The sequence below is a fragment of the Pseudomonas sp. 1L-E-NC-VB-C3 genome (genome assembly GCF_057291535.1).
This window is the reverse complement of record NZ_JBXAWD010000021.1, coordinates 38,866-63,131: the sequence shown is the minus strand read 5'-3', so window position 1 is coordinate 63,131 and position 24,266 is coordinate 38,866. Positions and strand designations below refer to the sequence as shown.

Here is a 24,266-nt window from a genome sequence, read left to right as displayed (position 1 = left end):
GAGTGCTCAGGAAATGCGCCGAAATGATGTTGCTTTAGCGAATCCACAATCGACCCGATCTTTCAGGTCGATGTAGAACGCAAGACACCTCGGTCAGCCCCCTCTCCCTTTGGGAGAGGGCTGGGGTGAGGGGTAGCTTTTGACGTTACCGTTGTTTCAAGCGGTCAATGACCACGGCCAGCAACAGAATCGAACCACGAATCACATACTGATAAAACGTATCGATGTTCTTCAGGTTCATCGCATTCTCGATGATCGCCAGAATCAACACCCCGGCAATCACGTGGCGAATCATGCCGATGCCACCACTCAACGAAACTCCGCCCAGCACGCAAGCCGAGATCACTGTCAGTTCAAAACCCTGACCAATCATCGGCTGCCCGGAAGTCATCCGCGAGGCCAGAATCACCCCCGCCAGCGCACCGATCAAACCGTGCACGGCGAAGATGATGATCTTGGTCCGGTCGACGTTGACACCCGCCAGCAGCGCCGCTTCCTGGTTGCCACCGATGGCCATGGTGTTGCGCCCGTACGTGGTGTAGTTCAGCAGCCAGCCGAAAAACAGGAAGCAGACAATGGTGATCAGGATCGGCACCGGCACACCGAACAGCTGGCCGTTACCGAAGACGAAGAACGATTCCTGCGAAACACCGACCGCTTTGCCGTTGGCAAAAATGTAGGCCAGACCGCGAACGATCTGCATGGTCGCCAGCGTCGTGATCAAGGCATTGACGCGCAACTTGGCAATCACGATGCCGTTGATCAGCCCGACGATCAGGCCCATCACCAACGCCGCGCTGACCCCGAGAAATACACTGTTGGTGTCACGCATTACCACTGCCGCGACCACGCCGGCACAGGCGATCACTGAGCCGACCGAGAGGTCGAAGTGTCCGGATGCCAGGCAATAAAGCATGGTGCACGCGGCGATGCCGGTGGTGGAAATCGCCAGACCCAGGCCACGCATGTTCAGCGGCGAGAGGAAGTTGTCGATCAGCAGTGTGCAGGCGACAAAGATGCCGATCGCCGCCAGCAGCATGACCCAGTCATCGAGGAAGCGCCGCATGTCCAGCGGTTTGCGCTCGGTCGGCAGGGTTTCGTTTTGCGTAGTCATCATAGTCACCTCTCAGTTCGCCACGCCGTCAGCGCGGTGGCGTGGCAAAGCCAGTTGCAGCAGGTTGGATTCATTGGCCTGGTCGCGGCTGACTTCGCCGCGCAGGGCGCCTTCGCACAGCACCAGGATGCGGTCGGAAATGCCCATCACTTCCATCAGATCGCTGGACACCACGATCACCGAAATACCGTCGGCGGCGAGGTTATGAATGATCTGGTAGATCTCGGCCTTGGCGCCGATATCGATGCCACGGGTCGGTTCGTCGAGCAGCAGGACTTTCATCGGCATCGATAGCCAGCGGCCGAGAATGGCCTTCTGCTGATTGCCGCCGGAAAGGAACTTGATCTGCTGGCCAGCGTGCGGGGTTTTCACTTTCAGGGCCTTGATCTGCTTGTCAGCGTTGCCCTTTTCCCACAAGCCGCGGATCAGGCAGCCAAGCCCGGAATGCGCACCGCGGGCACTGATGTTGATGTTCTCGGCAACGCTGGCCAGGGGGATGATGCCTTCCTTCTTGCGATCTTCCGGGCAGAGCAGAATGCCGGCGGCAATCGCATCACGCGGCGAGCGCAGTTTCAGCTCATGGCCGCGCAATTCGAGGCGGCCGGCGGTGTTGCGCTCCAGGCCGCTGAGCAGGCGAAACAGCTCGGTGCGCCCTGCCCCGACCAGCCCGAACAGGCCAAGGATTTCGCCTTTGTGCGCTTCGAAACTGATCGGTTCGCGCAAGCCCGGACCGAGCAGGCCGTCGACCTTCAGCGCCACGGCACCGCGCGGGCGATGGCGATAATCGTAGATGTCCTGAATATCGCGGCCGACCATGCAGGTCACCAGTTGATCGTGGGTCAACTGGCTCATGTCGTCGAATGTACGTACGTAGCGGCCGTCCTTGAAGACGGTGACGGCGTCGCAAATGCGGAAGACTTCTTCCATGCGATGGGAAACGTAGAGCACCACTTTGCCTTCGTCGCGCAGGCGACCGATGATCGCCATCAAGCGATCGATCTCCCGCGCCGAGAGGCTGCTGGTCGGTTCGTCGAAAGCGATGACGTGAGCGCCGCGCGACAGCGCCTTGGCGATTTCCACCAGTTGCCGCTGACCCAGCGACAAGCGTCCGACCTTGGTTTGCGGATCGATTTCGTCCGCCAGACCCTTCAGGCAATTCAAGGCCTTCTGACGCAGCTCACCGCGATTGATCAAGCCGAAACTGGCCGGCAGATGGCCGAGAAACAGGTTCTCGGCCACGGTCATTTCCGGGACCAGATGCAGTTCCTGGTGAATCACCGCGACGCCGCTGCCGATGCTGTCGGCGGTGGACTTGAACGCCATCGCCTGCTCGCCGATCTGCAGCTCGCCGCTGCTCGGTATGTAAGCACCACCGAGAATCTTCAGCAGGGTCGATTTGCCCGCGCCGTTCTCGCCCATCAAGGCATGAACCTGGCCGGGATGGGCGACGAAGCTGATGCCGTCGAGCGCTTTCACGCCGGGAAAGGTCTTGCCGATCCCGTTGAAGCGCAGGCTGCCGCTGGCGCCGTGTTGTTCTTGTGTCTGTACTTGCGCGTGCATAAAGCCACCTCTTCACACCGAAAAACGGCCCGGCTGCCCGGGCCGTCGCTGCCTCAGTTCCACAAGCCGATTTTTTCCAGCTCTTGCTTGAAGTTTTCGCGGGTGATCAGGGTGACGTCATCCATGGCGGTGTACTTCGGCGGCTCTTTGCCGGCGGTGATCCACTCGTACATCATCTCGGCGGTCTTGTAGCCTTCGATGTGCGGACTTGGCAGCATCGAACCGAAGAAGCCGCTGTTAGGCTTTTTCAACTCGCCGATGGCGTCGGTGCCGTTGATGCCGATGCCGATCACGTTGCTCGCGGCAAAACCGGCCGCTTCGGTGGCGCGCACGCCGCCGAGCACGGTGTTGTCGTTCATGCCGCCGATGATCAGGTTCTTCGCCGCGCTCGGCAGTTTCACCAGCGCCGAGTTGGTGGCGTCCATGCTGCCCGGTACGTCGAGGGTTTTCAGTGCGGCGAAGAGGATGTGATCCTCGGGCATGCCGGCCTTCTTCAGCGCATCGACCGAACCGTCGGTGCGCTTCTTGCCGGTGTCGAGTTCGTTATAGGTGTTGACCACCGCGTAGGTGTCTTTCCAGTCCCAGTTACGCTTTTTCGCTTCGGCGGCCATGGCGGCGCCCTGCTTCTGGCCCACTTCAAACGCGGCCATGCCCAGGTACGGCACGTCTTCCATGAATTTGCCGTTGGCGTCGACGAAACGGTCATCGACGGCAATCACTTTCAAGTCGTTGATCTTGGCTTTGGCCATGATGGCAGGGCCGAGGGACACGTCAGGCGGGCAGATCACAAAACCCTTGGCGCCGTTGGCGGCGAGGCTGTCGATGGCCGAGAGGGTCTTCTCGCCATCCGGCACCGCGATCTTGATCAGTTCAAAGCCTTTGTCCTTGGCGGCTTTTTCGGCAAAAGCCCATTCGGTCTGGAACCACGGTTCTTCGGCCTGCTTTACCAGAAAACCGATCTTCACCGCGTCGGCGGCGAGCAGCGCACTGCTCAGGCTGAACGCAGTGACCGCCAGGGCAGTGCTGCACAGGGTACGAATCCCGAAACGACGTTTCATCAGATGACTCCTTGTTATTTTTTTTGAGCAAGGTTTGAAAAGCGTTGAAGCGTGTTCTCAGTGAAGCTGTTTGAAAATAGTCATATCGTATGATGATTGGATTTCAAGCGTAGTTCAGCGCTGGAAATCCGTTTTATTCAGTCGTGGTACATCACCGAGCGGCCGCCATCGATGGTGATGCACGAAGCATTGATAAACGGTGCCTCATCGCTGGCCAGAAACACCGCCGTCATCGCCACTTCGATCGGCTGGCCGATGCGCTTGGGCGGGTGCAGGTCAAAGGCGCGCTGCCGCTCGGCGTGCGGATCGGCAAAGCCATTCCAGTAATCAACGTTCAGCTGCGTTTCGATGTAGCCCGGCGCGATGGCGTTGACGCGAATGCCTTTGGCCGCGTATTCGATGCCGAGTGCACGGGTCAGGCCGAGCAAGCCGTGCTTGGCCACCGGGTACGGGAAGCAGCCAGGAATGATGTGGCTGGAATGGGTCGAGGCGATGTTGATGATGCTGCCCACGCCCTGCTCGATCATCTGCGGCAGCACGGCTTTGCAGCCATACCAGGCGCCGTCCAGATCGATGGCGAAGCAGCGGCGCCAGTCCTCTTCGGTCATCTGCAAAGGATCGCGGAACACATTGACCCCGGCGCAGTTGACCAGCACATCGATGCGGCCATGCAATTCCACGGCGCGTCGGGCCAGGGCATGCAGATCCTGCTGATTCGATACGTCGACCTTGAGCGCCTGCACGTCATGGCCCTGATCGCGCCAGTGAGCGGCGACCTGCTCGACCTTGTCGGCCTGGATGTCGCTGATGAGTAATCTGGCTTGCTGCGCGGCGAAGGCGGCGACAATCGCTTCGCCGATGCCCTGAGCGGCCCCGGTCAACAGCACGACCTTGTTTTTCAGACGCTCGCCTTTCGGCGGGGCCGACACTTGCGGCAATGTCAGCGCTTCAGCCATGGCTCAGGCCTCCCGCACGCAGGCGCAAAAAAACCGGCCATCGGTGGATGTCCGGTTCTGACGGCTGGGAAAAACAGACAGGCATGCGTCGTCAACGGCATTGAGCCGTGACGAAAGGCGGATCCCGCTGGCGCGGGCACCAAGAATTCGCTGCATCACTTCACCTGTTTTGTTCTTTTTAAGTGTGAGTGCGTGTTACTGCTGGAGCCGACTATAAACCCGACCGCCAAATAATCTCAATATATAATTTTGCATCCCATATTTTGGGATTTAACCAGCAAAACGCGTACAGAGTTTTCCTGCAACGTCGACGCGCATGCTCAGCACCGCGCCATCCAATGGATGATTCAGTGGACTCTTGGCGCTGGTGATGAATAAGGTTTTCAAGTCTTCGCCACCGAAAACGCAACTGGTCGGGCGACTGACCGGCAGATCGATTTTGCGATCCACCTGCCCGTCCGGCGTCAGGCGCAGCAGGCAACTGCCGTCCCAGCGTGCATTCCACACGTAGCCTTCGGCGTCCATCGCCGAGCCATCGGGACCACCGTGTTGATCGGACGAGTAGAACACCTGCGGCGCATCGAGACTGCCGTCGGTGCGGATGAAATATCGATTGAGCGTGCTGTCGAGACTTTCACCAAACAGCAGCGTGGTGCCGTCGTCGCTCCACAACAAGGTATTGGGAATGCCCAGGCCGAGCAGCAGCGGTGTGACGCGCTGATCGGGATCGATACGGAACAGGCCACCGGAACGGCGCACCAGCGGCAGATCCTCGCCGTGCTCGCCGATGTTGTTCTGCATGGTGCCCAACCACAACCGGCCCAAGGCATCGCAACGAGCTTCGTTGGGCCGGTTGCCCGGTTGCGGGTCGGCGACACAGAACAGCGTCAAACGTGGCTCGAGGCCGGGCGAATCGAGATCGAGCCGGTAGACACCACTGCTCAATGTCACCAGCGCATCGCCGCTGGCGCAGGGAATGAAGGCGGAGATGTGCTCGGGCATCTGCCAGATCTGCACGTTCTGGCCGATCAGGCGCAACGCTTGTTTACCGGCGATATCGACCCAGTACAACGCCTGGGTCGGCGCATCCCAGAACGGGCCTTCGCCGAGTTGCGCGCGGTGTTGGGTCAGGGCGGTGCAGGTCATCTGGAATCCTTCATGTTCTTGTTGTTTCCAATGTGGGAGCGAGCCTGCTCGCGAAGGCGGCGTGTCAGTCAATGATGATGTATCTGACCTGACGCATTCGCGAGCAGGCTCGCTCCCACAGGGAATTTTCGGTCTTAGCTGGCTTTGCGGTCCGCCATGACTTTCGGGTAAAAGCGTTTTATCGCCAGATCGGCATTGTCGATCAAGGTCATGCACGCCCACACGCCACGGGTCGAATCGCGCGCGGCGATGGCATCGGCCATGTCTTTATGGATCGGCAAGGTGCGGCGCAGTTCATCGGGGTCGGCGGCGGAGACTTCGAACGACACCGCCAGCAACGCACCGAGGGCCGGGACCATTTGTTCGATGAACTGATTATGGCTGGCGGCCAGAATGCATTCGTGGAAGGCCTGGTCGGCACGGTTGTAATCAACGCCGCTGTCGACTGCACGTTCCAGCGCATTGAAAGCCAGTTGTACCGCTTCGATCTGCTCCGGTGTCGCCCGCTCACAGGCCCAGCGCACCGCCATCGGCTCAATGGTGCGGCGCAAATCCAGCAGGTCATCGACGAAGTTTTCCGGCAACCCATTGCGCGATAGCCAACCGACCACCTGCGGATCGAACAGATTCCAGCGCCGTACTGGCAACACCCGCGTGCCGACCTTCGGTCCGACTTCGAGCATGCCTTTGGCGACGAGGGTTTTGATGGCTTCGCGAATCACTGTGCGGCTGACGCCAAGCTGCTCGCCCAGATCCGCCTCGACCTTGATGGTCTGCCCCGGCTTGACCTGACCGGCCGCAATCCAGCTGCCCAGCCAGTCAACGGTCGACGCATGAAAGCTGCTGGACATGTACACCTCAAGGCGAATCGCGATGGGTGCCTACGCTAATCATCATACGAATAACAGTCAACCGGATTTTTTTAAGCTTGCACAAACCATTGTGGGAGCGAGCCTGCTCGCGAAAGCGTCGTGTCAGTCAACATTGCTGGCGACTGATACACCGCGTTCGCGAGCAGGCTCGCTCCCACATTTTAATGTTGTGTCAGGGTTCCAGGCCGATGCGAAAGAACTCGCCGCCGCTCCACACGCCCAACCAGCGCTGACCATCGATCTCGCGGCTCACCGCCAGTTCCACCAACTGGTAAAACACATTGCGGTGAATCAGCGCTTCAAGGTTGCTGCGCACATGCACATAGGGCGCAGGCTCCTGAGTCTCAGGATCGATCTCGACACGCAGCGGATGCTCAGTCCCCGCTTCGGTGGTTTCCTCGACGTTGGTGGTAAAGCGCAAAACCTGCGCCTCGCCCTCCCCCTCCACGTCAACGGCAACCGCCACGAACGGCGCGTCATCGACCTTGATCCCGACCTTCTCGACCGGGGTGATCAGGAAATAATCATCGCCGTCGCGGCGGATGATGGTGGAGAACAGTTTGACCATCGGCTTGCGCCCGATCGGCGTACCCAGGTAGTACCAGGTGCCGTCACGGGCAATGCGCATGTCGATGTCGCCGCAGAAATCCGGGTTCCACAAATGCACCGGTGGCAGGCCTTTGGTCTTGGGGATCTGCCCCAGCAGGTCATTGGCTGTTTGCGGGTCACTCATGGCGTACTCCTTGATTACTGGTCGCCGATCCCCAGCAGGCTGCGTGCGTATTGCGCCAGCGGCGGACCGATGAGGTCTTCGGGTTTGGAATCATGGAACGTCAGTAAACCGCCACGACTCTTGATCCGTGCAGTATCAATCAAATACTGGGTGCTGGTCTCGATCAACATGATCTGAATCACGCCGCCATCGATACCGAGGCGATCCACGGCTTCCTGGTCCAGCCACTCATCGGAGTTGCCGATGCGGTCGTCTGCCTTGGCGAATCGTGTGTAGAGCAGATAATGCGCGCCGGCATCACGGGCTTCACCCATGGCCTGGTCGAGGCCTTCCGGCGCACGGGCGCGGCGGACCATCGGGAAGTATTCGACAAAGCCCTTGAAGGCTTCTTCGGCGACCACGTTCGGCCGTGGGTAGGAACCACCCGGTGGCGCGAACGCGCCCTGGGCGATAAAGATGAACGAGTCCGGCTGAATGCGGAGATTGTTCACCCGGCGGCTGTCGCTATGGTCCAGAAGCCCCGCATCGCTCATGTGATAGCGAGTGCCTTCGGCCATATCGCTGACATTCATGCAGCCACCAAGCGCCAAAACGGCCAGCAGCAAAACCAGGCTACGCATCCTATTCCTCCAGAAGCCGGTGTCGGAAAACCGGCGAATGGCCGTTGAATGCAGCTTTTGCGCCAGCTCGGCAAATTCAGTGATAGAGGCCTTCGCGAGCACTCTCGCTCCCACAGGGAAATGCATTCCATTTGTGGGAGCGAGCCTGCTCGCGAAAGCGGTTCTTCAACCGCCAATAATCTTCATGACAGTAGCGCCGCCAGAGAACGCCACCTCCTGCTTGTCACCCAACGCCTTGACCAGCAAACGTTGCAGCGCCGGCAACGCCTGGTGGCGCGGCTTGTCGAGCAGATCGCCGACATAGTGGCGGTTGCTCGACGACAGGCAGCCATGCAGCCAACCGGTCGACGAAAGGCGCAACCGCGAACAAGTGCGGCAGAACGGCACACTTTCGTTGGCGATCACCCCGAAATTGCCGCGACCGGGAATCGCATAGCGAACGGCCGTGGCGTCCACCGGTGCGTCGGTCTGGGCGTATTCATAACGTTCGCCGATCAGGCCGAGCAACTGCTCAAGGCTGACGAACTGCTGCAGGAAGGCATTGGAATCCTTGGCCAGATGGCCCATGCGCATCAGCTCGATGAAACGCAGTTCGAAGCCGCGCTCCAGACAGTAGTCGAGCAGCGGCATGACCTGATCGAGGTTCTGCCCGCGCAACGGCACCATGTTGACCTTGATCTTCATCCCGGCAGCAGCAGCCTGATCCATGCCATCGAGCACGCTGGCCAGATCGCCGCCACGGGCGATGCTGCGAAAAGCCGCGGCATCAAGAGTATCGAGGGAAACGTTGATCCGGCGCAGACCGGCATCGACCAGCAGCGGCAGTTTTTTCGCAAGGAGTTGACCGTTGGTGGTCAGGCTGATGTCGTCGAGGCCCATCTGGCCGACGGCAGTCATGAACGATTCGAGTTTGGGGCTGACCAGTGGCTCGCCGCCAGTGATGCGCAGGCGCTCGATGCCGGCCGCTTCGATCAGGTATTCGACGCCGCGCGCCATGGCTTCGGCCGACAGCTCATCCTGCGCAGCGACCAACCGCTTGCCGTTGGGCACGCAGTAGGTACAGGCGTAATTGCAGGCAGAGGTCAGGCTGATGCGCAGATTGCGAAAACGCCTGCCTTGACGGTCAACGATCATGAAACACTCCGGCGAAAGAAAATCGAGCAAGCAAAACTTGACTGAGAAATCAGGTTTTAGCAAGCCCTATGCCTGAGTATATTCCTGTGCTATTGCGCCATGTTGTGAAAACACGGCGCAATCAGCCCGCTGAATGACTTATGTGCTCGGCGTTTCCGGGTCGCGCTTGCGCTTGTTGCCCATGCGCACGCCGATGTCCATCAGGAACTGGAAGAAGCCTTCCTGATCTTCCAGCACGTTGCTCCAGAACGGCGAGTGATACAGCGCCACCGCGCCGTGCACCAACGCCCAGGATGCGCAGTAGTGGAAGTACGGCGGCACGTCTTCGAGCTTGCCTTCGCTGATGCGACCCTTGATCAGCAGGGTCAGGCGTTCGAAGTTCGAGGCACGGATCTTGTGCAGTTCCTCGACCATCTCCGGCACCTGATTGCCCTTGACCACTTTCTCTTCGAGACGGTCGAACAGGCGATAGCGCTGCGGGTCGCGCATGCGGAATTCGAAGTAGGCGCGGGACAGCGCTTCCTTGTCCTTGTCGACATCGGCCGAATGCAGCAGCTCGTTCAGATCGCGCTCGTAATCGAGCATCAGGCGCAAGTAGATCTCGGCCTTGGATTTGAAGTGCTTGTAGATCGTGCCTTTGCCGATACCCACGGCATCAGCAATCATCTCGACGGTGACACTGTCTTCACCCTGGTCGAGGAACAGCTTGAGCGCGGTATCGAGAATTTCCTGCTCGCGGCGACGAAATTCACGGACCTTACGAGGTTCTTTATGCATAAGAAAAAGGTCTGAAGGGTCAAAATTCGAAGCCGCGTATTATGCCTAACTTGCGCAAAAAAGCACGGTTCATCGACCAAATCTGTGTTTCTTGTTCATTTCGAGAACGAATCGGGTGCAATGAGAACTCAACTGAAGCAAACGTATTCCAAATTTGTTTAAAAACCCCGACCCGCTCACTGGACTGCACGCCAGACTGATCAATACTTGAACTGTCGGGCGACATCTCCCCCAAGTGTCGTGCCGGTAAAGGTACCAACGGACCGCGTGCCTTTGTTTTACTCCTAATGGTCTTAACCCGGATTCACCCCCCAGAACCCGGGTTTTTTTTGCCTGCGATTTGGCCTGCGGTCATACGGCAGATTTAACACTCGCCAGCGGGAACAAGCGCTTGAAGTTTTCCGTGGTCTGCTCGGCAAAGCGCTCGTAGTTCTCACCACGCAGCATCGCCAGAAACTCCGCCACTTCGCGCACGTACTGCGGCAGGTTCGGCTTGCCGCGATACGGAATCGGCGCCAGATACGGCGAATCGGTTTCCACCAGCAGGCGATCGGCCGGCACCTTGCTCGCCACGTCACGCAAGGCGTCGGCATTGCGGAACGTGACGATGCCCGACAGGGAAATGTAATAACCCATGTCCAGCGCCGCTTTGGCCATTTCCCAGTCCTCGGTGAAGCAATGCAACACACCGGCCTGGGGCAGCGCCGCTTCGCGCAGCAGTTGGAGGGTGTCGGCACGGGCGCCGCGAGTGTGGATGATCACCGGTTTGCCGGTCTGCTGCGCCGCTTGCAGATGCAGGCGAAACGACTCCTGCTGCAACTCGGCAGCTTCCGGCTCGTAGTGATAGTCGAGACCGGTTTCGCCGATCGCCACCACTTTCGGGTGATCGAGTTCGTGCAGCAGCCAGTCCAGCGCCGGTGCCGCGCCCGGCTGCACATCCAGTGGATGCACGCCGACCGAGCAATCGACATCGGCATAACGCTCGGCGAGGGCTTTGACGTCGGCGGCGTTGTCGGCGCTGACGCCAATGCACAAAAAGTGTCCGACCCCGCGCTCACGGGCCGCAGCGAGTGCGGCATCCAGCGAGCCGTCATGGGCGGCGAGGTCGAGACGGTCAAGGTGACAATGGGAATCTACGAGCATAAAAAGGACTGCAACTTACATCGTATGAGTGGGACGGTCGGATTTCAGCGCTCCGGCCAGATGAGTTTCGATGCGACTGCGCGCGGTGTCGTCGCCGTCGTTGAATTGCACACCGACACCGGCGGCGCGATTGCCTTGTGCGCCTTTGGGGGTGATCCAGGCGACTTTGCCGGCGACCGGAATTTTTTCCGCTTCATCCATCAGGTGCAACAGCATGAACACCTCGTCGCCCAACCGGTAGCTTTTGTTGGTCGGGATGAACAGTCCGCCATTCTTGATGAACGGCATGTAGGCGGCGTAGAGCACCGACTTGTCCTTGATGGTCAGGGACAAGATGCCGTTACGCGGCCCCGGGCTGACAGGTTCAATCATGTTCACCTCCACTGCTGATCTTCAGAGTCTAGGTACACATTCTTATCTTTGACCAGGCAATCCCACCCATTGCACCAACAATGCTTCCAGCAACAGGGCCGGATTGAGGTTGGCCTTGCTCAGCACTTTCTGTCGCTGGGCGAGAATCCAATCCTGAATATCCAGCACTTTACCCTGCGGGCTTTTCTGGGCCAGGTACTGCACGACCTTTCGCATATCGGCCAGGCCGAGACCGGCTTCGTCCTGAGTCAGTTGATAGCGCAGGATCAGGCTCGACCAGTCGTAGAACCAGTCGAACAGACGCAGCATCGGAATGCTTTTCCACTCTTCCGCCAGTTGCGTCGGCGATTGCTGGCCCTTGAGCAACTTCTTCACGCCTTCGACCACTTGCGCGCGCTGTTCACGCACACCTTGCGATTGCAGGCTGACCGCCATCAGCGGCGACCCGGCGGCGAGGGTCAGCAGTTCGACGCGCTCTTCCTCCGCGCAATCCGGCAGCGCCTGGGCCAGCCATTGCAGGCTCATCGCCTCGCCCGGCAGCGGGCAGGCCTGCTGCACGCAACGGCTCTTGATGGTTGGCAACAAACGGCTCGGCTGATGGCTGACCAATAGCAGCACGGTATCGCCGGACGGCTCTTCAAGGCTTTTGAGCAAGGCGTTGGCAGCGTTGATGTTCATCGACTCGACCGGCTCGATCAACACCACTTTGCGCCCGCCGAGCTGCGCGGTCTGCACGACGAAACTGACCAGATCACGAACCTGATCGACCTTGATCGCCTTGTCCGCCTCTTCCGGCTCCAGGATGTAATTGTCCGGATGACTGCCGGCCTTGAGCAGCAAGCAGGATTTGCACTCGCCGCACGCCTCAGGCGTCGGACGCTGGCACAGCAGGCTCGCCATCAGGCGTTCGGCCAGCGCACGCTTGCCGATCCCGGCCGGACCGTGCAGCAGATACGCGTGGGCATGCTGACTGCGTCCGGCCAGTTGCTGCCAGAGGCTGTCCTGCCATGGATAGGCCTCAGCCACGGGCCAGCTCCAGCAAATTCGGTAGCAAGGTGTCCAGCGATTGCTGGACCTTGGCCAATGGCTGACCGGCATCGATGCGCACGTAGCGCGACGGGTCGGCTTCGGCGCGTTTCAGGAACGCATTGCGCACGTTCTCGAAAAACGCCCGGCCTTCGAGTTCGAAACGGTCCAGGCGACCACGGGCACTGGCGCGGGCCAGGCCGATTTCAACGGGCAGGTCGAAAATCAAGGTCAGATCGGGCCGCAAGTCGCCCTGCACAAAAGTTTCCAGCGTAGCAATGCGCTCCAGTGACAAACCACGACCGCCGCCCTGATAGGCGTATGTCGAGTCGGTGAAACGATCACACAGCACCACAGCGCCACGGGCCAGCGCCGGGCGAATCACCTCGGCCAGATGCTGGGCGCGCGCGGCGAACATCAGCAACAGCTCGGCGTCCGGGTGCATCACTTCGTCGGCCGGGGTCAGCAACACGTCACGAATCCGCTCGGCCAGCGGCGTACCGCCAGGCTCACGGGTGAGCAGCACTTCGATACCGGCGGCGCGCAGGCGCTCGGCGAGGTATTCGCGATTGGTGCTCTTGCCCGCGCCTTCCGGGCCTTCCAGGGTAATAAACAAGCCAGTCACAGGCAGTCCTTCATCAAAGTCATTGCGCGTTCTGCGGTGCAGCGGCGTCCGGTTCCGGGGCTGGCGCAGGTTCTTGCGGCGGCACTTGCGGCAGCGCCTCGGGCGCGGTGTTCGGCGAGGCCGCCGGAATCGCCTCATCGGTGGCCGGCGCGGTTACTGGTGCCGGGCTGGAACGGTAATCGGCACGACGCTTGAGCTGGTATTCGCGCACTGCGTTGTTGTGCGCATCCAGATCATCGGAGAACACATGGCTGCCATCGCCACGGGCGACGAAATACAGGCTGCTGCCTTCCACCGGGTTGAGCGCAGCATGAATCGCTTCGCGCCCGACCATCGCAATCGGCGTCGGCGGCAAGCCGGGAATCACGTAGGTGTTGTAAGGCGTCGGCTCTTTCAAATGTGCGCGGGTCAGTTTGCCGGTGTAGCGATCACCGAGGCCATAAATCACCGTCGGATCGGTCTGCAACTGCATCCCCAGCGCCATGCGCCGTACAAAGACGCCGGCAATCTGCCCGCGCTCCTGCGGAACGCCAGTCTCTTTCTCGACCAGCGAGGCCATGATCAGCGCTTGATAAGGTTCGCTGTAAGGCACATCGGCAGAACGCTGCGCCCACTCTTTGGCGAGCACTTCATCGAGACGATCAAAGGCCTTTTTCAGCAGCTCGGCATCGGACATGCCGCGCACGAAGCGATAGGTATCCGGGAAAAACCGACCTTCCGGGAACAAGCCTTTGTGGCCGATCTTCGCCATCACGTCGCTGTCGCTCAGGCCATTGAGGGTCTGCTCGAGCTTGTCGTCCTTGGCCAGGGCGGCGCGCACTTGATGAAAAGTCCAGCCTTCGACCAGGGTCAGGCTGTACTGAACCACGTCGCCACGCTTCCACGAGTCGATCAGACCGTTGACGGTCATGCCCGGCTGCATGCGGTACTCGCCGCTGTGAATCGGTGTGCCGGCGAGATTGAAGCGCCAGTAGACGCGCAGCCAGAACGCGTCCTTGATGACGCCATCGGTTTCGAGTTCAAGGAAGGTACGGGTCGGTGTAGAGCCTTTCGGCACATCCAGCAGTTGTTCCTGCGGGATGTTCAGGGGCTGTTCCAGCGCCGAATGAATTTTCCAGGCGCTGGCGCCCAACAGCAGCCCTGCCAGAACCAGTCCGGTTTCCAGCAGCAGCAAAAGTTTACGTCTCACGAATCAAGCATCCAGTAGCGCGCGGGCAATGGTTTGCAGTTTACGGGTGAGCGGGCCAACCGGCCAGCTCAGTGCAGCACAGGCGCGTACCGGCCAGACGCCATAAACGCTGTTGCAGACAAACACTTCATCAGCCCATTGCAGCTGTTCGAGGCTGATATCGGCGATTTGCGTGGGGATGGCCAGCGACTCGGCCTGAAACAATATTTCCGCGCGCATCACCCCAGCGACGCCGCAGCGCTTCAAGTCGGGCGTGATCAAGCCACCGTCGCGCACCAGGAAAATATTGCTGTACACACCTTCGACGACGCGCCCGGCCTGATCGAGCATCAAGCCTTCGGCATGCTCGCTGTCCTGCCATTCGGCGCGGGCGAGCACCTGTTCCAGTCGATTCAGATGTTTGAGCCCGGCCAACAACGGCTGCGTAGATAAACGCGTGTTGCAGGGAAACAGGCGGATGCCGTGCTCGGCATGGGCAGCGGGATACGCTGCCGGCGGATTGCCTTGCAGGATGCGTCGGCCCTGCGCCGCAGGATCGGGCGCATAACCACGCAAGCCGTCACCCCGAGTGAGGATAAGCTTGAGCACGCCCTCGCCCATCGCAGCGGCATAGCCGAGCAGCTCATGGCGAACCAGCTCGAGATCGGTCGCAATGGCCAGACGCGCGCAGCCATCAGCCAGGCGCGTCAGGTGCCGATCCAGCAGGACGGGCTGACCACTGCGCACGGCAATGGTCTCGAATAGACCATCGCCGTAAGCCAGGCCGCGATCTTTCAGCGACAGCACGTCAGCCGGTTGACCGTCGACCCAGCTGTCCATCAGCCGGCGAACCGGCGAAACGCCAGAGTGCCGTTGGTGCCGCCAAAACCGAAGGAGTTGGACAGCACGACATCGATGTCCATGTTGCGCGCGGTGTGCGCAACGAAATCGAGATCGCAGCCTTCGTCCGGTTCATCAAGGTTGATGGTCGGCGGTGCCACCTGGCTGTTGATCGCCAGCACGCTGAAAATCGCTTCGACCGCGCCCGCCGCACCCAACAGGTGGCCGGTCATCGACTTGGTCGAGCTGACGGCCAGCTTGTAGGCGTGATCGCCGAACACCGACTTGATCGCATTGGCTTCGGCAAGGTCGCCGGCCGGGGTCGAGGTGCCGTGGGCGTTGATGTACTGCACTTGATCGACATTGATCTTCGCGTCGCGCAGGGCATTGGTGATGCAGCGCGCGGCACCGGCGCCATCGGCGGGTGGCGAGGTCATGTGGAACGCATCGCCACTGGTGCCGAAACCGATCAGCTCGGCGTAGATCGTGGCGCCACGGGCCTTGGCGTGCTCCAGCTCTTCGAGAACCAGAGCGCCAGCACCATCGGACAGAACGAAGCCGTCGCGGCCCTTGTCCCACGGACGGCTGGCGCGGGTTGGCTCGTCGTTGCGGGTCGACAGCGCACGGGATGCGCCGAAGCCGCCCATGCCCAGACCGCAAGCGGCCATTTCCGCGCCGCCGGCAATCATCACGTCAGCTTCGTCGTACATGATGTTGCGCGCCGCCATGCCGATGCAGTGCGTACCGGTGGTGCACGCGGTGGCGATGGCGTAGTTGGGTCCCTGTGCGCCCAGATGGATCGACAGGAAGCCGGAAATCATATTGATGATCGAGCCAGGCACAAAGAACGGCGAGATCCGTCGCGGACCGGTCTCGTGCAGGGTGCGGCTGGTCTCTTCGATGTTGGTCAGACCGCCAATCCCCGAACCCATGGCCACGCCAATGCGTTCACGGTTGGCATCGGTGACTTCCAGACCGGCGTTGCGCACGGCTTGAAAGCCTGCGGCGAGGCCGTACTGAATGAACAGGTCGAGCTTGCGCGCTTCCTTGACCGACAGGTATTCCTCGACATTGAAGCCTTTGACCGAACCACCGAAGCGGGTCGAATAGGCAGAAAGGTCGGTGTGTTCGATCAGACCAATGCCACTGCGGCCAGCCAGAATGCCCTGCCAACTGCTCGGCACATCCGTGCCCAGTGGCGACAACATACCCATACCGGTGACTACGACGCGTCTACGCGACACAGCACTCTCCTTTTTCAAATGACGACTTTGCATCAGGCCTAAAGAAAAAACCGCACGCCATGATGGCAGTGCGGTTTTTCCATGACAGCAAGCAACGATTACAAACTATTACGCCTGGTGGCTGGTAACGTAGTCGATTGCAGCTTGTACAGTAGTGATCTTTTCAGCTTCTTCGTCAGGGATTTCGGTCTCGAATTCCTCTTCCAGAGCCATCACCAGCTCAACGGTGTCAAGGGAGTCGGCACCCAGGTCTTCTACGAAGGAAGCGGTGTTGACCACTTCTTCTTCTTTAACACCCAGTTGCTCGGCAACGATTTTCTTGACGCGCTCTTCGATGGTGCTCATACCTTGTTTTCACTCCTAATGGACAAATTCAGGCAGCTGGCCAGTGGGTAAGTGTATAGAAAGCCTTTTCAGTTTTTCAACTGAAAGCTTCACTCCTCAAACCCTGCGGCCCTCTGCCTATAAATAGATTGCAGCTTTATAACGGATTTTAGACAGCTCGTATGACATTTTTTTGAAGCAATCCGTCACATTTTACTTACATGTACATCCCACCGTTCACCGGGATTGTAGCCCCGGTAACGTATGCCGCACCGTCGGATGCAAGAAAAGCGACCACGGACGCGATCTCTTGAGCTTGCCCCAGACGACCCAGCGGAATCTGCGTCTGCAAGGCTTCACGCTGTGCTTCAGGCAGCTCGCGGGTCATATCGGTGTCGATGAACCCTGGGGTTACCGAGTTGACCGTAATCGAACGCGAACCGACTTCACGCGCCATCGCCCGGCTGAAACCTTCCAGACCGGCCTTGGCGGCTGCATAGTTTACTTGGCCGGCGTTGCCCATGGCACCCACCACCGAGCCAATACTGATAATTCGACCCCAGCGCGCCTTGGTCATGCCACGCAAAACGCCCTTGGACAGGCGATACAGACTGTTCAAGTTGGTATCGATCACGTCGTACCACTCGTCGTCTTTCATGCGCATCATCAGGTTATCGCGGGTGATACCGGCATTATTGACCAGAATCGCCACCGGCGCACCGAACTGCTCCTGAATGCCTGCCAGCACGGCGCTGACCGATTCGTCGCTGGTGACATTGAGTTCGAAACCGGCGCCCTGGATACCGTTTTCCTTCAGGGTCGCGGCAATGCGCTCGGCGCCCGACGCGGAGGTCGCGGTGCCGACAACGATGGCGCCCTGACGACCCAGTTCCAGCGCGATGGCCTGGCCGATGCCGCGGCTTGCACCGGTAACCAGTGCAACTTTACCTTGCAGACTCATGCAAGTTTCTCCTGATTCAGGCCTGCGCTGCGCGAGCGGCAGCGAAGGCGTCTGGGGTATTGAGATTGGAAGTCGAAACGCCTTCGGCGCAACGCTTGTTCAGGCCAGCGAGGACTTTGCCCGGGCCGCATTCGACCAGATTGGTCGCGCCCTTGGCGGCCAAAGTCTGCACCGATTCAACCCAGCGCACTGGCTTGTAGAGCTGTTCGAGCAGATCGCGCTTGAGGGTTTCCAGATCGGCTGGCACTTGTGCGCTGACGTTCTGCACCACCGGGATCTGCGGCGCCTGCCAGTCGATGGCGGCGATGGATTCGGCGAAACGCTCGGCAGCCGGACGCATCAGCTCGCAGTGCGACGGCACGCTCACCGGCAATGGCATGGCGCGCTTGGCACCACGGGCCTTGCAACCCTCGATGGCTCGCTCGACGGCCGCCTTGGCACCGGCGATCACCACTTGGCCCGGCGAGTTGAAATTCACTGCGCTGACGACTTCGCCTTGCGCCGCTTCGGCGCAGGCAGCCAGCACGTCGGCATCTTCCAGGCCGAGGATCGCGGCCATGCCGCCTTGCCCGGCCGGCACCGCTTCCTGCATCAACTGGCCACGGCGCTCGACGAGCTTGACCGCGTCAGCCAGGGTCAGGCTGCCGGCGGCAACCAGCGCGCTGTATTCACCCAGGCTGTGGCCGGCGACAAACGCCGGACGCGCGCCGCCTTCGGCCAGCCACAGACGCCACAGGGCGATCGAAGCGGTCAGAATGACTGGTTGGGTTTTGTCGGTTTGATTGAGCAGCTCTTCCGGACCCTGTTGGGTCAGTGCCCACAGGTCGTAGCCCAGCGCAGCAGAGGCTTCTTGAAAGGTTTCGAGGATCAGCGGATGTTGCGCGCCCAGCTCGGCCAGCATGCCGAGGGACTGCGAACCCTGTCCTGGAAAGACGAATGCGAGGGAAGCAGACATGTAACAAGCCCCTAATGATCTTGTCGTCGGAAAATAACGCCCTGTTGGGGACGCCAGAAACTGACAGTTTGGATGGCCCTTTGAACCGGGCGGTCACATTTAAGCATTGTCCGACGAAAACGCCTAAGACAACAGCTCCTCCAGACGACCGTGGAGACGCTCGGGGAGGTTCTCTTGAATCTCGATCAGCGCCCGTTGAATGGCACTCTGAAAGCCCTGTACCCCGGCCGATCCGTGGCTTTTCACGACGATGCCCTGCAAGCCGAGAAAGCTTGCGCCATTATGCCGCGCCGGGGCCAGGTCGGCCTGCAGACGCTTCATCAACGGCAGCGCGAGAGCGCCGACAGCGCGCGAAGCGAAGTTTTTCTTGAACAAAGCCTCGATCCGCGCAGCAATCATCGTCGCCAGACCTTCGCTGGACTTGAGCAGGATGTTGCCGACGAAGCCGTCACACACCACCACATCGGCCTCACCGCGATACAAGCCGTCGCCTTCGATAAAACCGATGTAGTTGATCCCGCGCGCAGCCTGCAACAGCGTGGCGGCCAGTTTGACCTGCTGATTACCCTTGATGTCTTCGGTGCCGATATTCAGCAGTGCCACACGCGGACGGGCGATACCCAGGGTCTGTGCAGCGACCGAGCCCATCACCGCAAACTGCAACAGGTGCTCGGCACTGCAATCGACGTTGGCACCCAGATCGAGCAGCTGGCAATAACCGGTCTGCGTCGGAATCGCCGCGACCATGGCCGGACGATCAATGCCGGGCAATGTCTTCAGCACGAATCGTGACAAGGCCATCAACGCACCGGTATTGCCGGCGCTGACACAGGCCTGCACCTTGCCATCGCGCAGCAGTTCAAGGGCTACACGCATCGACGAATCCGGCTTGCCACGCAGGGCTTGGGCGGGTTTTTCGTCCATGGTGATGACTTCGCTCGCCGCGACAATCGTCAGGCGCGCGCGATCGGCAGCCGACTGGCCGTGGATCAGTTCTTCAAGAAGGGAGGGTTGACCGACGAGGGTCAGGTGCAGCGAGGGTGTAGCAGACAGGCAAGCGAGACTGGCCTGAACAATGCTGCGGGGACCGAAGTCCCCGCCCATTGCGTCAATCGCGATGACTTGAGCAGACAAGTGATTACTCGTCAGCGCCCTTGTCGATCACTTTACGGCCACGGTAAACGCCTTCTGGCGATACGTGGTGACGCAGGTGAACTTCACCAGTGGTTTTTTCTACAGACAGGGTGCTAGCCTCGAGAGCGTCGTGCGAACGGCGCATGTCACGGGCAGAGCGGGATTTTTTGTTCTGCTGAACAGCCATAATTGATTAACTCCTAAACGTTTGGGTCACGCTTTAACTGCGCCAATACACTGAACGGGTTGGACCGCGTTACCTCGTCCTCGCTCGGTTCGGGCTCATCTGCTCCCGCCGGCTGCTGGCATTCTTCCGGATGATGAGCAGGCACAATGGGCAAGGCGAGCAGAAGCTCCTCCTCGATCAGTGACTGCAGATCCAATGGATCTTCGCCCAGTTCCAGCACGTCATAACCTTTCGGCAACGACTGGGTATTCGCACCCTCCTTCACCACCGCGTAACTGCATTCGCTGTGGATCGGCAGGGTGACCAGCTCAAGACAACGCTGGCAAACCATTTTGACTTCGGTGTCGATAAAGCTGTGGATGACCACAGACTTACGTTCATCTCGTTCAAAAACGAATTTGGCCTGCACCGTACCGACATCGTCGGAAAGCGGGTCGCAGAGTCTCTTCAAATCGGCCAGCAGCAGTTCACCTTGAAGGGTGGTGCCACGGTCAGCCAATTTGCGCGGGTCAACGTGAGGTGGAATCGGGTCATTCAACATAGGCGCAGCATTATAGGGATGCACCCAACCATGTCAAAGGAAATTGTGCCCTGTCCGTCACTTGCGCGCCTCCGCTAGAATCCGCACCTGCCTCAGGAGACGTCCATGCTGCCTTTATTACTCGCTTCAAGCTCGACTTATCGCCGCGAATTGCTCGCCCGCCTGCACCTGCCGTTCGTCTGCAGCTCGCCGGACATCGACGAAAGCCACCGCCCGGGCGAATCCGCGATCGATCTGGTCAAACGCCTCGCTGAGGAAAAAGCCCGCGCCCTGGCGGACAGCCACCTTGCTCATCTGATCATTGGCTCGGATCAGGTTGCCGTCCTCGGCGAACAGATCATCGGCAAGCCGCACACCTTCGAGAAGGCTCGCGAGCAATTGATGGCGGCCAGCGGCGCGAGCGTGACCTTCCTGACCGGCCTGGCGCTGCTCAACAGCCAGACCGGGCAATGCCAGGTCGACTGCGTGCCGTTTACCGTGCACATGCGCCAGCTGGATCAGGCACGCATCGAGCGCTATCTGCGCATCGAGCAGCCGTACGACTGCGCCGGCAGCTTCAAGGCCGAGGGACTCGGCGTAAGCCTGTTTCAATCGACCGAAGGCCCGGATGCCACCAGCCTGATCGGCCTGCCGCTGATTCGCCTGATCGATATGTTGTTGGTCGAGGGTGTGCAAATCCCTTAAAAGCAAAAGATCGCAGCCTTCGGCAGCTCCTACACCGATTGTGCAAGAGCTGCCGTTGACCTGCGATCTTCTGACCTTGAAACGATTTACCGCAACGAAGGCCCGTGAAACCCCATCCACATCGCCAACTGCTCGGCCACGCTGGCGCCGAGCTTTTTCGAGAAGCGATCGAACGGCGATTCCTGCACGGTGAAGTCCACCAGCTCCTTCTCGCCAATCACATCACGCGCCACCGAACTGGCATTGCCCAAGCCATCGATCAGGCCTAGCGGCAGCGCCTGCTCACCCGACCAGACCAGCCCGGAAAACAGCTCCGGATGCTCTTTGTCCTTCAGACGATCGCCACGGCCCTGCTTGACGCTGTTGATGAACTGCTTGTGCGTGGTGTCCAGCACGCTTTGCCAGAATGCGGTTTCTTCAGGCTTTTGCGGCTGGAACGGATCCAGGAATGCCTTGTGCTCGCCCGAGGTATAGGTGCGGCGCTCAACCCCGAGTTTTTCCATGGTGCCAACGAAACCGTAACCCGCCGCCGTCACGCCGATCGAGCCGACCAGACTGGCCTTGTCGGCATAGATCTGATCCGCCGCGCTGGCGATGTAATAGGCGCCCGAAGCACCAAGATCGGAAATCACTGCGTAGAGCTTGATCTCCGGATGCAACCCACGCAGACGCTTGATCTCGTCATAGACATAGCCAGACTGCACCGGACTGCCGCCCGGGCTATTGATGCGCAGGACCACGCCCTTGACCTTTTTGTCTTCGAACGCCGCACGCAGGCTGCCAACGATATTGTCGGCGCTGGCCGGCTCCTTGTCGGCGATTACGCCGTCGATCTCGATCAACGCCGTGTAGTTCGGGCCGCGGGTGGCGGTTTTTTCCATGTCCATCAGCGGCGTGAACAGCAGCAGCGCAACAAACAGATAAACAAACGTCAGCAGCTTGAAGAAAATCCCCCAGCGCCGCGAACGGCGTTGTTCCTGCACGCCGGCCAGCAAAGTCTTTTCCAACAGCTTCCAGCTTTTCGCGTCACCGTCGTCGGCACTTGCCTTGGCCGGTGCTTTCCATTCGTCGGTCATGCCATCTACCCCAGCAAAAACGTATTAAGCCTGCTGACCCAGCCAGGCGTGCAATTCAGAAAAACGGTCGATCGACAGGCGCGGCTCGAACTGTTGCAGGGACTCGATCGATTGCGCGCCGTAACTGACCGCCACCGAATCCATCCCCGCGTTGCGTGCCATCAGCAGATCGAACGACGAATCGCCGACCATCAACGCCTGCTCCGGACGTACGCCGCAGTGGCTGACGATCTGCTCAAGCATCAGAGGGTGTGGCTTGCTGGCAGTTTCATCGGCGGCGCGGGTGATATCGAAATAATCTTCCCAGCCATTGGCCTTGAGCACCCGATCCAGCCCGCGACGGTTCTTGCCCGTCGCTACCGCCAGGTGATAACCCTGCTCGCGAAACGATGCCATCGACTCGACCACGCCCTCGAACAGCGGCGACGGCACGGCTTCGGCAGCGATGTAGTGATCGGCGTAGTACTCGCGAAACGCGAGCATTTCTGCGTCGCTGATTTCGGGATATAGGGTGCGAATCGCTTCCGGCAAGCCAAGACCGATGATGCCTTTGACAGCGAAGTCATCGCGCAGCTCGAAACCGGAACGCCCGGACGCGGAGTGCATGGCCTCGACGATCCGATGGATGGAATCGGCGAGGGTACCGTCCCAGTCGAAAATCAGCAGTTTGTAATCAGATGGGCGCACTCAATCGCTCCACGGTCTTGGCCCACATTTCATCGACGGGCGCTTGCAGATTCAGCTTGCCGCCGTCGGGCAGCGGCACGGTCAGCATGTAGGCGTGCAGGAACAGGCGCTTACCACCCAGATCGCGGATTTCCTTGGTGAAATCCTCGTCGCCATACTTACTGTCACCGGCAATGCAATGGCCAGCATGCAAGGTGTGCACGCGAATCTGGTGGGTACGACCGGTAACCGGTTTCGCCTCGACCATGGTGGCAAAATCGCCGAAGCGGCGCAGCACCTTGAACAGCGTCAGGGCTTCTTTGCCTTCATCGTTAACTTCGACCATGCGCTCGCCGGAGCGCAGATTGCTCTTGAGCAACGGTGCACGAACCTGCTTGATCGAGGTTGCCCAGTTGCCACGGACCAGCGCCATGTAGCGCTTGTCGACGCCATCGCCGCGCAACTGCTCGTGCAGGTGGCGCAACATGCTGCGCTTCTTGGCGATCATCAGCAGGCCGGAGGTGTCACGGTCAAGACGGTGAACCAGCTCCAGTTCCTTGGCGTCGGGACGCAACTGACGAAAGGCTTCGATCACGCCGAAATTCAGCCCGCTGCCGCCATGCACCGCAATGCCGGCGGGCTTGTTGATCACGATCAGGGCCTTGTCTTCGAAGACAATCGAGGCTTCCAGGCGCTGCAACAGCCCCTGGGCCAGCGGCACCGGTTCGTCGCGCTCAGGCACGCGAACCGGCGGCACGCGCACGATGTCGCCGGCCTGGAGCTTGTATTCGGGCTTGATCCGACCTTTGTTCACGCGCACTTCGCCTTTGCGCAAAATGCGGTAAATCAAGGTCTTGGGCACGCCCTTGAGCCGGGCGAGGAGAAAGTTGTCGATTCGTTGGCCGGCATACTCCGGCGAGACTTCAAGCAGTTGAACGCCTGGAGTCGAAGGGGCAGTAGTTGTCATGCCGCGGATGATAACAATTTTTATGGAATTGAAGCACTTAATCATTGCTGCTATAGTCGCGAACGCCGCCAAAAGCGGCCTGGACAGCGGAACCACGGTCAAAGACCGGCCCTGACCAACGCAATTCACCAGGGCGCGAGGCCGTCCTACGGGGCTTTCGCTACGTAACGGTGGAGTTTGCGGTTGTAACGAGCGCAGGTGACATGAGGCCTGAATTACACCGCCGGGCAGAGTTCTGACTCGCCAGGCAGGCGACATTCGAGGCCAGTTCACAAAGTGCAGTCGACTGCGAATGACCCCGAGCGATTGCTTCGGAAACATCGCCTGAATTAGCCATGATGCGTGACCTCCCCTTTCGGAGCTCACGGTAAATGCCAACCCGC

At 59.9% G+C, this 24,266-nt stretch carries 27 protein-coding genes; 1 reads left to right on the top strand and 26 read right to left on the bottom strand.

Going from position 1 to position 24,266, the window contains the following annotated elements; translation table 11 throughout:
- Window positions 1-145: 145 nt before the first annotated feature.
- From araH to AC0Z5Z_RS25300, 23 genes are all read right to left on the bottom strand, one after another.
- Window positions 146-1,114, bottom strand: a complete 969-nt coding sequence (araH, locus tag AC0Z5Z_RS25410) for an L-arabinose ABC transporter permease AraH (RefSeq protein ID WP_122507882.1) — start codon at window positions 1,112-1,114, stop codon at window positions 146-148.
- A 12-nt stretch (window positions 1,115-1,126) separates the two neighbouring features.
- Window positions 1,127-2,674 carry an L-arabinose ABC transporter ATP-binding protein AraG gene (gene araG / locus AC0Z5Z_RS25405; RefSeq protein ID WP_236168407.1) on the bottom strand — a complete coding sequence of 516 codons (1,548 nt, stop codon included), beginning with the start codon at window positions 2,672-2,674 and terminating at the stop codon, window positions 1,127-1,129.
- A 53-nt stretch (window positions 2,675-2,727) separates the two neighbouring features.
- Entirely contained in the window at window positions 2,728-3,732 is a 1,005-nt protein-coding gene (locus AC0Z5Z_RS25400; protein ID WP_016770973.1) for a substrate-binding domain-containing protein, read from the bottom strand.
- A 137-nt stretch (window positions 3,733-3,869) separates the two neighbouring features.
- Window positions 3,870-4,688 (bottom strand): SDR family oxidoreductase, encoded by an 819-nt coding sequence (locus AC0Z5Z_RS25395; protein WP_056788270.1) that lies wholly within the window; start codon window positions 4,686-4,688, stop codon window positions 3,870-3,872.
- Between the two features lie 270 nt (window positions 4,689-4,958).
- Window positions 4,959-5,834, bottom strand: coding sequence for an SMP-30/gluconolactonase/LRE family protein (locus tag AC0Z5Z_RS25390; RefSeq protein ID WP_095181628.1), 876 nt, complete (start codon window positions 5,832-5,834; stop codon window positions 4,959-4,961).
- Window positions 5,835-5,968: 134 nt separating this feature from the next.
- Window positions 5,969-6,685 (bottom strand): FadR/GntR family transcriptional regulator, encoded by a 717-nt coding sequence (locus AC0Z5Z_RS25385; RefSeq protein WP_041479437.1) that lies wholly within the window; start codon window positions 6,683-6,685, stop codon window positions 5,969-5,971.
- Window positions 6,686-6,878: 193 nt separating this feature from the next.
- The gene (locus AC0Z5Z_RS25380) at window positions 6,879-7,439 is read right to left on the bottom strand and encodes a DUF1285 domain-containing protein (RefSeq protein WP_252878696.1); all 561 of its coding nucleotides are present in this window, start codon (window positions 7,437-7,439) and stop codon (window positions 6,879-6,881) included.
- A gap of 14 nt (window positions 7,440-7,453) precedes the next feature.
- Window positions 7,454-8,059 (bottom strand): DUF4823 domain-containing protein, encoded by a 606-nt coding sequence (locus AC0Z5Z_RS25375; protein WP_016770979.1) that lies wholly within the window; start codon window positions 8,057-8,059, stop codon window positions 7,454-7,456.
- Between the two features lie 165 nt (window positions 8,060-8,224).
- Window positions 8,225-9,193: a GTP 3',8-cyclase MoaA gene (locus tag AC0Z5Z_RS25370; protein ID WP_076563802.1), complete on the bottom strand. Its 969-nt coding sequence runs from the start codon at window positions 9,191-9,193 to the stop codon at window positions 8,225-8,227.
- Window positions 9,194-9,331: 138 nt separating this feature from the next.
- Window positions 9,332-9,970, bottom strand: a complete 639-nt coding sequence (locus tag AC0Z5Z_RS25365) for a TetR/AcrR family transcriptional regulator (protein WP_016770981.1) — start codon at window positions 9,968-9,970, stop codon at window positions 9,332-9,334.
- Window positions 9,971-10,321: 351 nt separating this feature from the next.
- Window positions 10,322-11,113: a TatD family hydrolase gene (locus AC0Z5Z_RS25360; RefSeq protein ID WP_485611797.1), complete on the bottom strand. Its 792-nt coding sequence runs from the start codon at window positions 11,111-11,113 to the stop codon at window positions 10,322-10,324.
- A gap of 15 nt (window positions 11,114-11,128) precedes the next feature.
- Window positions 11,129-11,485 (bottom strand): PilZ domain-containing protein, encoded by a 357-nt coding sequence (locus tag AC0Z5Z_RS25355; RefSeq protein WP_016770983.1) that lies wholly within the window; start codon window positions 11,483-11,485, stop codon window positions 11,129-11,131.
- A gap of 42 nt (window positions 11,486-11,527) precedes the next feature.
- Window positions 11,528-12,511, bottom strand: a complete 984-nt coding sequence (locus AC0Z5Z_RS25350; RefSeq protein WP_095181625.1) for a DNA polymerase III subunit delta' — start codon at window positions 12,509-12,511, stop codon at window positions 11,528-11,530.
- Window positions 12,504-13,136, bottom strand: a complete 633-nt coding sequence (gene tmk, locus AC0Z5Z_RS25345; protein WP_056788253.1) for a dTMP kinase — start codon at window positions 13,134-13,136, stop codon at window positions 12,504-12,506. The genes AC0Z5Z_RS25350 and tmk overlap by 8 nt, the downstream gene beginning before the upstream one ends.
- 19 nt (window positions 13,137-13,155) lie before the next feature.
- On the bottom strand, window positions 13,156-14,325 hold the full coding sequence (gene mltG / locus AC0Z5Z_RS25340) for an endolytic transglycosylase MltG (RefSeq protein ID WP_315436004.1): 1,170 nt from the start codon (window positions 14,323-14,325) through the stop codon (window positions 13,156-13,158).
- A 3-nt stretch (window positions 14,326-14,328) separates the two neighbouring features.
- Window positions 14,329-15,144, bottom strand: coding sequence for an aminodeoxychorismate lyase (gene pabC, locus AC0Z5Z_RS25335; RefSeq protein WP_095181623.1), 816 nt, complete (start codon window positions 15,142-15,144; stop codon window positions 14,329-14,331).
- Window positions 15,144-16,388 carry a beta-ketoacyl-ACP synthase II gene (fabF, locus tag AC0Z5Z_RS25330; RefSeq protein WP_038860467.1) on the bottom strand — a complete coding sequence of 415 codons (1,245 nt, stop codon included), beginning with the start codon at window positions 16,386-16,388 and terminating at the stop codon, window positions 15,144-15,146. The genes pabC and fabF overlap by 1 nt, the downstream gene beginning before the upstream one ends.
- Before the next feature lie 108 nt (window positions 16,389-16,496).
- A complete protein-coding gene (gene acpP, locus AC0Z5Z_RS25325) occupies window positions 16,497-16,733 on the bottom strand; it encodes an acyl carrier protein (RefSeq protein ID WP_003175607.1) in 237 nt (78 codons plus the stop codon).
- A gap of 196 nt (window positions 16,734-16,929) precedes the next feature.
- A complete protein-coding gene (gene fabG / locus AC0Z5Z_RS25320) occupies window positions 16,930-17,673 on the bottom strand; it encodes a 3-oxoacyl-ACP reductase FabG (protein ID WP_016770989.1) in 744 nt (247 codons plus the stop codon).
- Window positions 17,674-17,689: 16 nt separating this feature from the next.
- On the bottom strand, window positions 17,690-18,628 hold the full coding sequence (gene fabD, locus AC0Z5Z_RS25315; protein ID WP_485611796.1) for an ACP S-malonyltransferase: 939 nt from the start codon (window positions 18,626-18,628) through the stop codon (window positions 17,690-17,692).
- Window positions 18,629-18,751: 123 nt separating this feature from the next.
- Window positions 18,752-19,762, bottom strand: coding sequence for a phosphate acyltransferase PlsX (plsX, locus tag AC0Z5Z_RS25310; RefSeq protein WP_081932528.1), 1,011 nt, complete (start codon window positions 19,760-19,762; stop codon window positions 18,752-18,754).
- Window positions 19,763-19,766: 4 nt separating this feature from the next.
- Window positions 19,767-19,949, bottom strand: coding sequence for a 50S ribosomal protein L32 (rpmF, locus tag AC0Z5Z_RS25305; RefSeq protein ID WP_003179396.1), 183 nt, complete (start codon window positions 19,947-19,949; stop codon window positions 19,767-19,769).
- Window positions 19,950-19,962: 13 nt separating this feature from the next.
- Window positions 19,963-20,490 carry a YceD family protein gene (locus AC0Z5Z_RS25300; RefSeq protein ID WP_003204262.1) on the bottom strand — a complete coding sequence of 176 codons (528 nt, stop codon included), beginning with the start codon at window positions 20,488-20,490 and terminating at the stop codon, window positions 19,963-19,965.
- Window positions 20,491-20,595: 105 nt separating this feature from the next.
- On the opposite strand from AC0Z5Z_RS25300, the gene AC0Z5Z_RS25295 reads away from it, so the two are divergent.
- Window positions 20,596-21,174, top strand: coding sequence for a Maf family protein (locus tag AC0Z5Z_RS25295; protein WP_485611795.1), 579 nt, complete (start codon window positions 20,596-20,598; stop codon window positions 21,172-21,174).
- Window positions 21,175-21,260: 86 nt separating this feature from the next.
- On the opposite strand, the gene sppA is transcribed toward AC0Z5Z_RS25295, so the two are convergent.
- The 3 genes from sppA to rluC are packed head-to-tail and all read right to left on the bottom strand — an operon-like array spanning window position 21,261 to window position 23,883.
- Complete coding sequence (gene sppA, locus AC0Z5Z_RS25290) at window positions 21,261-22,250, bottom strand: signal peptide peptidase SppA (protein WP_056788236.1); 990 nt, start codon at window positions 22,248-22,250, stop codon at window positions 21,261-21,263.
- A 24-nt stretch (window positions 22,251-22,274) separates the two neighbouring features.
- Window positions 22,275-22,937, bottom strand: a complete 663-nt coding sequence (locus AC0Z5Z_RS25285; RefSeq protein WP_236168399.1) for an HAD-IA family hydrolase — start codon at window positions 22,935-22,937, stop codon at window positions 22,275-22,277.
- Window positions 22,924-23,883, bottom strand: a complete 960-nt coding sequence (gene rluC, locus AC0Z5Z_RS25280; protein ID WP_016770994.1) for a 23S rRNA pseudouridine(955/2504/2580) synthase RluC — start codon at window positions 23,881-23,883, stop codon at window positions 22,924-22,926. Before rluC ends, AC0Z5Z_RS25285 begins: the two co-directional genes overlap by 14 nt.
- Between the last annotated feature and the right edge of the window lie 383 nt (window positions 23,884-24,266).